At 75.0% G+C, this 13,055-nt stretch carries 8 protein-coding genes and 1 pseudogene; all 9 read left to right on the top strand.

The features are described 5' to 3' along the window. The first annotated feature begins 702 nt into the window (after positions 1–702). Positions 703–1,134 (top strand): division/cell wall cluster transcriptional repressor MraZ, encoded by a 432-nt coding sequence (gene mraZ, locus QOZ89_RS16020; RefSeq protein WP_071048324.1) that lies wholly within the window; start codon positions 703–705, stop codon positions 1,132–1,134. A 478-nt stretch (positions 1,135–1,612) separates the two neighbouring features. Continuing rightward, positions 1,613–2,671, top strand: coding sequence for a 16S rRNA (cytosine(1402)-N(4))-methyltransferase RsmH (gene rsmH, locus QOZ89_RS16015; RefSeq protein ID WP_083418481.1), 1,059 nt, complete (start codon positions 1,613–1,615; stop codon positions 2,669–2,671). Then, positions 2,668–3,459, top strand: coding sequence for a cell division protein FtsL (gene ftsL, locus QOZ89_RS16010; RefSeq protein ID WP_312624132.1), 792 nt, complete (start codon positions 2,668–2,670; stop codon positions 3,457–3,459). Before rsmH ends, ftsL begins: the two co-directional genes overlap by 4 nt. Then, entirely contained in the window at positions 3,456–5,561 is a 2,106-nt protein-coding gene (locus tag QOZ89_RS16005) for a peptidoglycan D,D-transpeptidase FtsI family protein (RefSeq protein WP_312624131.1), read from the top strand. The genes ftsL and QOZ89_RS16005 overlap by 4 nt, the downstream gene beginning before the upstream one ends. A gap of 167 nt (positions 5,562–5,728) precedes the next feature. Beyond that, positions 5,729–7,351, top strand: coding sequence for a UDP-N-acetylmuramoyl-L-alanyl-D-glutamate--2,6-diaminopimelate ligase (locus QOZ89_RS16000; protein ID WP_071048326.1), 1,623 nt, complete (start codon positions 5,729–5,731; stop codon positions 7,349–7,351). Further along, on the top strand, positions 7,348–8,805 hold the full coding sequence (locus QOZ89_RS15995) for a UDP-N-acetylmuramoyl-tripeptide--D-alanyl-D-alanine ligase (protein WP_071048327.1): 1,458 nt from the start codon (positions 7,348–7,350) through the stop codon (positions 8,803–8,805). The genes QOZ89_RS16000 and QOZ89_RS15995 overlap by 4 nt, the downstream gene beginning before the upstream one ends. 490 nt (positions 8,806–9,295) lie before the next feature. After that, a complete protein-coding gene (mraY, locus tag QOZ89_RS15990) occupies positions 9,296–10,366 on the top strand; it encodes a phospho-N-acetylmuramoyl-pentapeptide-transferase (protein WP_071048328.1) in 1,071 nt (356 codons plus the stop codon). Between the two features lie 49 nt (positions 10,367–10,415). Next, positions 10,416–10,682, top strand: a pseudogene (locus tag QOZ89_RS15985) (UDP-N-acetylmuramoyl-L-alanine--D-glutamate ligase); the annotation flags it as partial. A gap of 58 nt (positions 10,683–10,740) precedes the next feature. Beyond that, the gene (gene ftsW, locus QOZ89_RS15980) at positions 10,741–13,014 is read left to right on the top strand and encodes a putative lipid II flippase FtsW (RefSeq protein ID WP_312624130.1); all 2,274 of its coding nucleotides are present in this window, start codon (positions 10,741–10,743) and stop codon (positions 13,012–13,014) included. Positions 13,015–13,055 lie beyond the last annotated feature (41 nt).

The raw sequence follows: 13,055 nt of genomic DNA, 5'->3' as shown, positions 1-13,055 counted from the left end.
CGCCTCCGCGCCAGCCCGGTGGCGTCCCGCTGCAACGTCACCAATCCAAGGCCGGCCCTGACCCGGAGCTAGACCACAACACGAGCCTGGCCCGGGTGCTGCGCGGTCCAGCGGCGGGTGACCGTGCTGGGCGCGGAGGCGCGCCTCGCGGAGGCCTGCCTACGAGCGAAGCGAAGTAGGCGGGCCGCAGCGAGGTCGCCGGAGCGCCCGTGAGCGCAGGAGGACGGCGCGCGGAGGTCCCTTCCCGCCGCGAAGCAAGGGAAGGGGCCGGAGTGCGCCGCCCGGACGGAGCGAACCATCAACAACCTTCCCGCCCAACCCGGAAGTGGACTCCCATCACGCAACCTGTGCGCCACCTGTGCGGCCCATCAACGGCGGTGATGGCCCGTGACCGGATTGTGCCGCCTTTACGCCTACCGAATTGGTGCACTTCTTCGCTGTGCGTTCGCTGTGTGGGCTCCGCTCGCCCGGCGAACCGGCGGGCGTACGGAACGACGTCGTGCCAGCCCCGCGGGGCGGTGGGGGAAGCCACCTCTTCGGGGTGTCGCGGGGGTGCTGGGTGGGGGATAGTGGGGTACAGTGGCGCGCAGTGGGGGAACGACGACGGACTGATGGCCTGTTTGCGGACCGATGAGCGGGATCTGTGGGGAGACCGTCGGCCGCGGCGCATGACCCCGCGCTGGTGAGCGAGGAGGGGCGCCGGTGTTTCTCGGTAGCCACTCCCCGCGCCTGGACGACAAGGGCCGGCTCACGCTGCCCGCGAAGTTCCGTGAGGAGCTGGAAGGAGGGCTCGTGATTACTAAAGGGCAGGAACGCTGTCTTTATGTGTTCCCCCTGGCCGAGTTCTCCAGAATCAGCGAGTCGCTGCGTACTGCGCCGGTTACGACGAAGTCGTTGCGCGACTACAGCCGGGTCTTCTTCTCCTCGGCCAGCGACGACGTCCCCGACAAGCAGGGGCGGATCAACATCCCGCAGGCGTTGCGCGAGTACGCCGGGCTGACCCGCGACTGCGTCGTCAACGGCGCGAACACCCGGGTCGAGATCTGGGACGCGCAGCGGTGGACGGCCTACCTGACCGAGCAGGAGGAGAGCTTCGCGGAGCTGTCCGAGGAGGTGCTGCCCGGCGTCATCTAGCGCTCCAGGGCGCGCGATGCCCGGGGACGCCCGCAACACCAAGCTTCCAACCAAGCTCCAGGAGCACCCGTACCCTCTGGGCGCTCTCCGCGGCCCGCGGCCCCGACCCGCGGCGGGCCTGGCTGGCCGACGAGGACGCGACCAGGTGACCCGACGGGTTACCTCGCCCCCGGTGGCCCTCAGCCAGCGGACCCTCAGCAAGTGGAACAGACGGACATCGCGTGTCGGGTTCTCCCCCGCCTGCCTCCGGGCGCCACTTCCCCGGCGCCCGGCGGCCAGGCGGGGCGGGACCTGGGCGCACGCCGAGCCCGCTCGTTCCTCCCGCGGGCGCGCCGCCTTCGGTACGTGCCCAGCGGCCCTCGGCTTCCCACCGGATGGGCGTCGGCGCGGGCAGACGCGTGCGTACGTACCCGTCCGCTGGGCGCTTCGGCCGAGAGGGACCGGTCAGGAAGGGCCCAGTCGAGAAGGGCGGCGAGCGGTGCAGGCCAGCCACATCCCGGTCCTGCTGGACCGGGTCCGCGCGCTGCTCACCCCGGCGTTACGCCAGCCGGGCGCCGTCGCCGTCGACGCCACACTCGGCCTCGGCGGGCACGCCGAGGCGTTGCTGCGCGAGCTGCCCGAGCTGCGGCTGGTGGGCCTGGACCGTGACCCGCAGGCGCTGGCCGCCAGTCGCGACCGGCTCGACTTCGCCGCCGGGCGGGTCCAGTTCGCGCACGCCGTCTACGACGAGCTGCCGGGCGTGCTGGACGGCCTGGGCATCCGGGCCGTGCAGGCGGTGCTGTTCGACCTCGGCGTCTCCTCACTGCAGCTGGACACCGACGACCGCGGCTTCGCCTACTCGCGGGACGCGCCGCTGGACATGCGGATGGACCCGACGAGCCCGCGCACGGCCGCCGACATCCTCAACACCTACGACGAGGCGTCGCTCTCCCGGGTGCTGCGCCGCTACGGCGAGGAGCCGTTCGCCCGGCGGATCGCCGCCGCGGTGGCGGCCGAGCGGGCCAGGCAGCCGTTCACCACCTCGGCCCGGCTCGTCGAGCTGGTCCGCGCGGCGATACCGGCGGCGGCGCGGCGCACCGGCGGGAACCCGGCCAAGCGCACGTTCCAGGCGCTGCGCATCGAGGTCAACGGCGAGCTGGAGGTGCTGGACCGGGCCCTGCCCGCCTCGCTTGGCCGGCTCGCGGTAGGTGGCCGGATCGCCGTGCTCGCCTACCACTCACTGGAGGACCGGATGGTCAAGCGGGCGCTGGTCGAGGTGACCACCACTCAGGTGCCACCGGACCTGCCCGTGGTGCCCGTCGGCGCCGAGCCGACCTTCCGGCTGCTCACCCGTGGGTCGCAGGCCGCGTCGGAGGCGGAGGTGACGGCGAACCCGCGGGCCGCGTCCGCCCGGCTGCGCGCCGCCGAGCGGGTCCGCCCGCCCGCCGCCACCAACAGGACGGGAAGCCCAGAGGGCCAAAGGAGGCGCGACAATGCTCCTCCTTCGCGCCTCCGGCGGCCCCCGTCCCCAGAAGAACCCAGGGGAGGAAAATCATGACCGCCGAGCCGAGCGACGAGCACCTGCCGATGTCGGACGGCGCGACCGCGCTGGCACCGCAGCAGGCTCCTGCCCCGGCTCCGGCGCCGCGCCCGGCACGTCAGCCACCGGCCCGCCAGCCGCGGCCCCGCCGCGCGGGCCAGTCGCCCGCCTCCGCCCAGCCGGCCGAGCGGTCCGCCCCCACCCGGCGGGCGGCTCGGCCGGCGACCGCGCGGTCGGCCGCACCCGTCCCCACCAGGCCGGCGGCGCGGCCAGCCGCCAGGCCCGGGCCGCGGGCCACCCCGGTGTCGGGGCCGACGGCGCTGGCGCGGGCCAGAGCCAAGGCCGCCCGGTCGCAGCGGGCGCCGCGGGCCCCGTTCGTGATCCTGCTGCTCGTGCTCATGGGCAGCGGGCTCGTCTGCCTGCTGCTGCTGAACACCTCGCTCAGCGAGAACGCGTTCCAGGAACACTCGCTGCAGACCACCTCCTCCGCGCTCGCCGACGAGGAGGAGGCACTCGCGGTCCAGTCCGACCGGCTGTCCGCGCCGGGCGCGCTCGCCGCGCGGGCGCAGGCCCTCGGGATGGCACCCGGCGACCTGCCCGAGTACCTGCCGGCGGGCGCCCCGCTGCCGCCCGGCGCCCGCGTGGTCGCCGGCGGCGGGGACGCGAACGGCGGCGTCATCCTCTATGTCGTCCCGGCGCCCGGCCAGCCGGCCGCGGACGCCACCCCGGCCAGCCAGGGACAGGGCCAGCCGGCCGCCGACGGGGCGGCCGGACAGCCCACCGACGCGGGGACCTCCGGGCGGTGAGCTCCACGCTCCTCCCGCCCGGGGGCCGCACGCGCCTGCGGCTGGTGACGGAGGGGACGCGGACCGGCTCCGCGCGGGCCGGCCGGCCGACCAGGAGCGACCACGCGCGCTCGGCCGCGGCCCGAGCGGCGGCGGCGCGGGCAGCCACCGGGCGCCGGGTCCCCGGTAGCCAGCGGCCGCGGCGCCGGCCGCCCCGCGGGCCGCGCCGCCGCGCGCTGGCCAGCTCGCGGCGCAGGCTGCGCATGGGTGTCCTCGTGATGGCGCTGCTGCTGCTGGTGCTCGCCGGCCGGCTGACCCAGCTGCAGGGCTTCAACGCCGCCACCTACGCCCGCCAGGCGGAGAACCAGCGAATGCAGGAGGTCACGCTGCCGGCGGTCCGCGGTGAGATCACCGACCGGCACGGGGCGACGCTCGCCCAGGACGTCGATGCCCGCTCCATCTACGCCAACCCCAGCCTCATCGGCGACCCCGCCGCCGTGGCCGAGAAGCTCTCCCCCCTGGTCGGGCAGCCGAAGGACACGATCGAGAAGCGCATCACCCGCGACCCCAAGCTGTTGTTCGTCTACATCGCCAGAGGCCTGGACCCTGCCGTCGGGGCGAAGGTCAAGAAGCTCGAGCTCAAGGGCGTCGGTGTGCTCGACGAGCGCCGCCGGGTTTATCCGAACGACACGGTGGGGGCGGGCGTCATCGGCTACACCCGCTTCGGCGACAACGACCTGCTGGTGGGCAACGGCGGGATCGAGCTCGCCTATGACGGCGTGCTGCGCGGCAAGGACGGCATCAGCCGGCTGGAGACCGACCCGGCCGGCCGGGAGATCCCGTCGGCGCACAACAGCGAGAAGGCCCCCGTCGAGGGCTCCAACCTACGGCTCACCCTGGACACCGACATCCAGTGGGAGGCGCAGACCGCGATCGCCGACGCGGTGCGCGAGAACCAGGCCTCTGCCGGCACAATCGTGATCATGAACCCGCGCACCGGGGACATCCTGGCGATGGCGGACTCCCCGGGCTTCGACCCGAACAACGTCGGTGCGGCCAATACCGCCGCGCTCGGCAACCGAATCACCGCGTTCGCGTTCGAGCCCGGCAGCGTGGAAAAGGTCATCCCGATGGCCGCCGCGCTCGACCGCGGCCTGATCACCGCGACGACCCCGGTCACGGTCCCTCCGAGCATCCGCCGCGGCGGCTCGCCGATCGGCGACTCGGAGACGCACGGGACGCTGCAACTCACCGCCGCCGGGGTCCTCGCCCACTCCAGCAACATCGGCACCGTGCTGATCTCGGAGAAGGTCGGCGCTGCGGGACTGGAGGCGACAATGCGCGACTTCGGCCTCGGCCAGCCCACCGGGCTCGGCTTCCCCGGCGAGAGCGGCGGCCAGCTGGCCCCGTCGACGAAGTGGTCGACATCCCAGGCGGCCACCATCGCCTACGGCCAGGGGATGAGCGTGACCGCCCTGCAGATGGCGACGGTCTACGCGACGATCGCCAACGGCGGGGTGCGGATGACGCCGCGGCTGGTCGACGCGATCGGTCCGAGCGGCGGCGCGATGGTCCCGATGCCGCGGGCGCCGGGCGTGCGTGTGGTGAGCGAGCAGACCGCGCGCACGCTGTCCGACATGCTCGAGCAGGTCATCACGACGAACGGCACCGCGCCCGCCGCCGCCGTGCCCGGCTACCGGGTCGCAGGCAAGACCGGCACCGCCTACCAGATCGTCCCGTCCTGCGGCTGCTACTACGGCAAGGACGGGTTTAGCTACGTCTCCTCGTTCTTCGGATACGCCCCGGCCGACAACCCACGGGCCGTGATCGCGGTCGTCCTGGACAACCCGAAGGGGGAGCACTACGGCGGTCTCGCCGCGGCGCCGGCGTTCCAGAAGGTGATGACCTTCACCCTCGCGACGCTGGGCGTGCCGCCGGCCGGCTCCGCGGCGCCCCACCTGCCGCTCACCCAGCCCGGCGCCGCCGACGACGCGGAGGCCACCGGCCAGACAACCGCCGGCGGGGCCGGCGGCGACGCGGCGTCCCCACCGGGCGGGTCCCCGACGGATGCCGCCGGCCAGGGGACGAGCCCGGCGGCGGGCGGCTCACCGCCATCCGGATGAGCGGGCGGCCGAGGCGATGAGCCGACGCTGGAGGGCCAAAGGGTGCGCGAAAATGCTCTTCCTTCGCGTGCCCGGCGGTCCGCCTTCTCAGGGCTACCGACACGGCCACGCGGTGACACCCACGGCAGGCGTGAGGCCTCGCCAGGTGCCCTACTAAGGTCGACAGCGTGACCCCTCCGGCCCTGCGCCCGGCCCACCCGTCGGCGCGGACGCTCACCGAGCTGCACGGCCTGCTCGCCGGCCTCGGCAGTCTCGCGTCCGCCAGCGCGCCCGGTGCCACGGACCCCGCCACCGGCGACGTCATGCTGCGCGGTGTCACCCACGACTCCCGCGCCGTGCGCCGCGGCGACCTGTACGCCGCGCTGCCCGGCGCCCACGCGCACGGGGCCGCGTTCGCCGCGGCGGCCGTCGCCGCGGGCGCCGCCGCGGTCCTCACCGACCCGGCGGGCGAGGCGATGCTCGGCGGCGCCACCGCCGTGCCGGTGGTCGTGACCGCGAGCCCGCGCCGCGACCTCGCCCAGGTCGCCGACTGGCTCTACGGCCAGCCGTCGCGCCAGCTCACCCTGCTCGGCGTCACCGGGACCAACGGCAAGACCACGTCGGCGTTCCTCGTCGACGCGGGCCTTCGGGCCGCCGGCCACCGCACCGGGCTGCTCGGCACCGTCGAGACCCGCGTCGGCGACGAGCGGCTCGACTCGGTGCGCACCACCCCGGAGTCCGCCGACCTGCAGGCGCTGTTCGCGGTGATGGTCGAGCGGCGGGTCACGGCGGCGACGATGGAGGTCTCCAGCCACGCGCTGGCCCAGCACCGCGTCGACGGGCTGCGCTTCGCGGGCGCGCTGTTCACCAACCTCAGCCAGGACCACCTCGACTACCACCCGACGATGCGGGACTACTTCGAGGCGAAGGCGAAGCTGTTCGAGCCGGAGCGGTCCGCCGTCTCCGTCATCGGCACCGACGTGGCGGCCGGCTCCTGGGGGGCCGAGCTCGCTGCCCGGATTCCCGGGGCCGTCACCTTCGCGCCCGAGCCGCCCGCCGACTGGTGGCCGGACGATCTGGCCATCGGCGAGCGGGGCAGCACGTTCACCGCCCGGGGCCCCGGAGGGCTTGCGGTTCCGGTCCAGGTCCGGCTGCCCGGGCGGTTCAACGTCGCCAACGCCCTCGGCGCGCTCGCGCTGCTGGTGGCCGCCGGGGTGCCGGCCGAGGCCGCCGCCGCCGGGATCGGCGAGCTCCCCGGCGTCCCCGGCCGGATGGAACGGGTGGAGGCCGGGCAGCCCTACCTCGCGCTGGTCGACTACGCGCACACCCCGGACGCGGTGGAGACCGTGCTCAGGTCGGTGCGCGGCCTGGTCGCCGGCCGGTTGATCGTCGTCCTCGGCTGCGGCGGTGACCGGGACCGGGCCAAACGCCCGCTGATGGGCGCCGCGGCCGCGCGGCTGGCCGACCTCGCGTTCTTCACCAACGACAACCCGCGCTCCGAGGACCCGGCGGAGATCCTCGTCCAGATGAGCGCGGGCGCCTCCCAGGCCGGCACGGCGGCGTCGAAGGTCACCGTCATCCCCGACCGGGCCGAGGCGATCGCCGCCGCCGTCGCCGAGGCCGGCCCCGGCGACGCGGTCGTCGTCGCCGGCAAGGGCCACGAACGCGGGCAGGAACAGGACGGTGTGGTGACCCCGTTCGACGACCGCGAGTCGCTTGCCGCCGCGCTCGCCGCGGCGCTCGGCGGCCCGGCCGGCGCTGGCGGGACCGCGGGCGCCGCGGGCATGGGATCACCGGGGGTGCGCCGGTGATCCCGGTGACGCTCGCCGAGGTGGCGGCGGCCGTCAGCGGCCGCCTCGACGGTGGCGCCGACCCGTCCGCGCTCGTCACCTCGGTGGTCGTCGACTCGCGGCTGGCGCAACCGGGAGCGCTGTTCGTCGCGCTGCCGGGCGAGAGGGCAGACGGGCACGATTTCGCCGCGACCGCGGTGACCGCCGGGGCGGTGGCGGTGCTCGCGGCTCGCCCGGTGGGTGTCCCGGCGGTGCTGGTGGCCGACCCGGCGGCCGGGCTGGCGGCGCTCGCCGGACATGTCCGGGACCTCACGAAGGCCGCGGTGCTGGCGGTCACCGGCTCGTCCGGCAAGACGACCACCAAGGACCTGCTCGCCGACCTGCTCGGCGCGCTCGGCCCGACGATCGCCCCGCCAGGCTCGTTCAACAACGAGATCGGGCTGCCGCTGACGCTGCTGCGCCTCGAGGAGAGCACCGAGTACGCCGCCCTGGAGATGGGCGCCCGCGGGATCGGCCACATCGCGGCGCTGTGCGCGATCGCCCGGCCGCACGTCGGCCTGGTGCTGAACGTCGGCTCGGCGCATGTCGGCGAGTACGCCGACGGGCGCGCCGGCATCGCCCAGGCCAAGGGCGAACTCGCCGAGGCCGCGACCGACACGGTCGTGCTCAACGCCGACGACCCGCTGGTCGCCGCCATGCGGCCTCGGGCGACCGGCCGGGTGGTGACGTTCGGCCTCGCGCCGGACGCCGACGTGCGCGCCGAGCGGGTCGAGATCGATCGCGCCGGCCGGGCGTCGTTCGACCTGCTTGCCGGCGGCGAGCGCCATCGGGTGGCGCTCGCGCTGGTCGGCGCCCACCAGGTGAGCAACGCGCTGGCCGCCGCCGCCGCCGCGGGCGCCGTCGGGATGACGCCCGCCGCCGCGGCCGAGGCGCTCGCCGCCGCCCGGCCGCGCAGCCGCTGGCGCATGGAGGTGACCACCACCTCGTCGGGGCTGGTCATCGTCAACGACGCCTACAACGCCAACCCGGAGTCGATGCGTGCCGCCCTGCGTGCACTCGTCGACCTCGGCCGCGTCTCGCCAGACCAGGCCGACCCGGCCGCGGACCCGGACGCCGCGCCCGGCGAAGCCCGGCGCCGTTGGACGTGGGCCGTGCTCGGCCCCATGGGGGAGCTCGGCGCCGCGGCGGACGGCGCGCACGCCGAGCTCGGCCGGTTCGCCGCCGAGCTCGGGATCGACCGGGTGCTGGCCGTCGACGAGGCGGCCCGCCCGCTCGCCGAGGCCGCCGCGGCGGCCGGCGCGCGGGCCACCTGGGTCAGCGGCATCGACGAGGCGGCTGAGCAGCTCGCCGCCGCCGGCCTGCGTGCCGGTGACGTCGTGCTGGTCAAGGCCAGCCGGTCATACGGCCTGGAGCGTCTCGCGCGGGCGCTCGCCGAGCCTCGCGGCGACCGGGACGACCGGGACGACGGCCGGTGAACCGGCGCCGCGGACCGGTCGGAGGGGAGACAGGGCTCCTGCCAGATCGGCGACAGGGTTCCGGCGAAGCCCGGGGTTCCTGCCGGATCGGCGACAGGATCCCTGCCGGATCCGGGGTCCCTGCCGATTGGCGACAGGGTCCCTGCCGGGTCGGTGGAGCCCGGGGTTCCTGCCGGATCGGCGACAGGGTTCCTGCCGGATCGGCGAAGCCGATCTGGGAGGTCAGCGATCTGGGAGGTCAGCGATCTGAGAGATCTGCTGTGAGGTCGGCGATCGGGGAGGTCTGGGAGCCGGACTGGGAGGTTAGCGGTCTGGGAGGGCGGCGGTCTGGGAGGTCGGCGATCCGGCCGGGCCCACGGGGGCGACAGGAAGGCACAGACGGCGGAAGAGACGCCGTGATCGAGGGGACGTGGGAAAGGGTGTTTAGCAGGGCCCGCGGGCCACAGGACGCGCCGGCAGCCCCGAGGGCCGCCGACCGGGGCGGCCACGGGTGAGGGGTGTTCTTGTCGCGGCCTCGGTCGCGTTGGTGGTGTCGCTGCTCGGCACGCCGTGGGTGATCCGGTTCTTCCGCCGCCAGGGCTACGGCCAGGAGATCCGCGAGGACGGGCCGTCGACCCACCTGAAGAAGCGCGGGACGCCGACCATGGGCGGCACCGTCATCGTCACCGCTACGCTGATCGGCTATTTCGTCACGCACCTGGTCACCGGCGCCGGGTTCACCGCGTCCGGCCTGCTGGTGCTGATGGTGATGACGGGTCTCGGCGGGGTTGGCTTCCTCGACGACTACATCAAGATCCGCAAGCAGCGCAGCCTTGGCCTGACCGCGCGGACGAAGTTCGCCGGCCAGGCGGCCGTCGCGCTCGCGTTCGGCCTGCTGGCCGTGCGGTTCAAGAACGCGAACGGGCTGCTGCCCGGCTCCACGTTCATCTCCGTCATCCGGGACACCGACATCTCCATCGGCATCATCGGCTTCCCGCTGCTCGCCTGGATGATCATCGCCGCGACGTCGAACGCGGTGAACCTGACCGACGGCCTCGACGGGCTCGCCGCGGGCACGTCGGCGATGGTCTTCGGCGCCTATGTGGTGATCTCGTTCTGGCAGTTCGGCAACCTGTGTGAGCCGGGCCACCTGGAGGCCGGCTGCTATCTCGTGCGGGACCCGCTCGACGTGGCACTGGTCGCGGCGTCGGCGATGGGCGCCTGCTTCGGCTTCCTGTGGTGGAACGCCAGCCCGGCGAAGATCTTCATGGGGGACACCGGCTCGCTCGCGCTCGGCGGTGCGTTCGCCAGCATCGCGATCGTCAGCCGCACCGAGCTGCTGCTGTTCGTCCTCGGCGGGCTCTTCGTCATCGAGACGGTGTCGGTCATCGTCCAGGTCGCGGGCTTCAAGCTGACCAGGAAACGCGTGTTCAACATGGCGCCGATTCATCACCACTTCGAGCTCGCCGACTGGCCGGAGACGACCGTGATCATCCGGTTCTGGATCGTCTCCGGGCTCGCGGTCGCGTTCGGGCTGGGCCTGTTCTACGCCGAGTTCCTCTCCCACGGCGGCAGCCTGTGAGCACGGGGGCCCCGAGCCCGGTGAGCAGCCGCCGGGCCGGGACCGGCCGCGCGCCGTGGTCCTGATCGGGCGCTGTGCGGCCGAGATCGTGACGGCTCTCGCCCGACACGCCCCCGATGTCCCCGTGGAAAGGGCCACGGGCATGGACGATGCGGTGGAGGCCGCGGCGCGTCTGGCGGGGACGGGCGACACGGTCCTGCTCGCGCCCGCCGCCGCCTCGATGGACATGTTCCGTGACTGCGCCGAACGTGGCGACCTGTCCGCCGCGGCGGACAGTCGCCGGAGGACCCGGGGGACCGTTACCCCGGACAGATAGGGCCGGGGGCCGCGGGGCCGACCCCCGGAGCGACGGAGTCGAGGAGGCTGGCGGCAGCGTGCGCGAGGCGCCGAGCTCCAGGTCGGGTGCCGGGTCCGGCGGTGCCGGCTCCGGCACCGGTTCGGCGTCCGGCCAGCGCGCCCGTGCCAGACTCACCGCGGCCACCCGCGCCGCCGGGCCGCGGGCCGGGTCGTCCACGCGTCCCCGCGCCTCCGCCGGCGACGAGGGCCCCGCCGGCGGCCAGGCGCGCCCGGCGCGGCGTGACGGGCAGGGGCAGTCCCGGGACGTGCGCGCCGGTACGCGGGACAAGCCGCCCGGGGCGGCCGGCCCGCCGGCCGCGTCGGGGGGGCGGGCGACCAACCTGCGCGACGCGATGGCGCCGGCCGTGCGCCGTCCCGGGGCTCCATCCGGATCGGGTCCCCGGGTCCGTGAGACACCAGCCCCGCCGCGCCCGGCCGGCGAGGAGACCGGTCGGGTGCCGCGGCGGCGCCCACCGGCCGGCAACCCGGCCGGCCGGGCCGGAGCGGCCAGGAGCGGCGCGGCCAGGGCCGGCACGCTCCGGCCCGGACAACGGCGGGCCCTGCTGCGCCCGGTGCCGGACCTCGACGCCCAGAGCTCGGCGCTGGCGAAGCTGCCGCTGCTGGAGCGGCCGTTGGCCTCCTACTACCTGCTCGGCTCGTCGGCCGGGCTGTTGCTGCTGCTCGGCCTGGTCATGGTGCTCTCGGCGTCGAACGTGCGCTCGTACGAGGCCTTCGGCTCGTCCTATACGATCTTCGTCCGGCAGGCCACCTGGATGGGCATCGGCCTGCCGGTGCTGCTCGCCGCGAGCCGCATGCCGGCGCGCGTCTTCCGCCGGGTCTCCTACCCGTTGATGGCACTCACCCTGCTGCTTCTCCTAGCGGTGCTCTCGCCGCTGGGGGTGTCGTCCAACGGCGCCCAGCGCTGGCTCGGCGTCGGTTCGCTCACCCTGCAGCCGAGCGAACTGGCCAAGCTCGCGCTGGTGCTCTGGTCGGCCGACCTGCTGACCAGGAAGCGCCGGCTGCTCGGCGACTGGAAGCACCTGATCATCCCGATCGTGCCGATGACGGCGCTGGTCGGCGGCCTGATCATGCTGCAGCCCGACATGGGCACGACAATCGTGGTGTTCTCGGTGCTGTTCGTCGTCCTGTGGGTGGTAGGCACGCCCGGCCGGGTCTACGGCGGCCTGCTCGGCGTGATCGCGGTCGTCGGCACCATCCTCGCCGTGATCGAGCCGTACCGGCTGGAACGGCTGCTGTCCTACCGAGACCCGTTCGACAAGGCCCAGGACAGCGGCTGGCAGGCCGTCCACGGGATCTACGCCCTGTCGTCGGGCGGCTGGTGGGGCGAGGGCCTGGGGGCGTCCCGGGAGAAGTGGCCTGACCTGCTGCCCGCCTCGTACACCGACTTCATCCTCGCGATCATCGGCGAGGAGCTGGGCCTGCTCGGCTGCCTGCTCGTGGTGCTCCTGTTCGGCGTCTTTGGCTACGCGGGGCTGCGGGTGGCGCACCGCAGTGACAACCACTTCGTGCGCCTCGCCGCCGCCGGGTCGACGGGTTGGATCCTCACCCAGGCGGTCGTGAACATGGGCGCGGTCGTCGGGCTGCTGCCGATCACCGGCATCCCGCTGCCGCTGGTGTCGTTCGGCGGCTCGTCCCTCGTGCCGACCATGCTCTCGATCGGCATGCTGCTGGCGTTCGCCCGCTCGGAGCCGGCGGCGGCCCGGCTGCTGGCCGAGCGCGCCCGCGAGCGCCGGGAGGCACGCAGCGCCCGCCAGGGCCGCCGCGGCTCCGGCCGCCCGCGCCCCGGGGACCGCGAGGCGCCCGGCGGTAAGCGCGTCGCCCGTCGTCCCGGCCGCGCCGGCCAGGTGGACACTCCCACCCGGGGCGCCGACCGCAAGGGCGGCCGCCGTGGAGACGTTCGCCGTGCGGATGCCCGAAGCACGGGCGGCCGTGGCGGGAATGCCCGCGACGGCGACGAGAGCCGCGGGCGCGGCGCGGGCCAGGATGGCCGGCGTGCCAGGGAACGAGACCCGTCCGCGCCCGCTCGCGCTCGCGCCGACGCCGGCGGCGACGGTGTGAGAGACGCCCGGCCGGCTCGCCCGGCCCGGGTGCCGGGGCGCCCGCGCCCCGGATCCGGCCCCGCCCGCGCGGCCAGCCCCACCGCGCGCCGCCCGCCGCGCGTGCGGTCGGGCGAGGACAGCACCGGCGGCGCCCCTTCCGCGGGGGAACCCACATCCCGGCCGCCCGCCGAGCCGGGGCCCTACCAGCGCCCCCCGCGCCCGGATCCCAACGGGCCACCCGCCGCCGGCTGAGCCCGCGAGCCGGCCCGCGCCCGCCGCGGTCGGTGTGCCAT

The sequence above is a fragment of the Pseudofrankia coriaricola genome (assembly GCF_032027725.1).
Classification (GTDB): domain Bacteria; phylum Actinomycetota; class Actinomycetes; order Frankiales; family Frankiaceae; genus Pseudofrankia.
The sequence above is the reverse complement of the archived record's forward strand: the minus strand, read 5'-3'. Positions and strand labels throughout refer to the sequence as shown.

Excerpts from the sequence above, each read along its gene's own strand:
- ftsL (WP_312624132.1), top strand. The coding sequence starts at position 2,668 with ATGACCGCCGAGCCGAGCGACGAGCACCTGCCGATGTCGGACGGCGCG.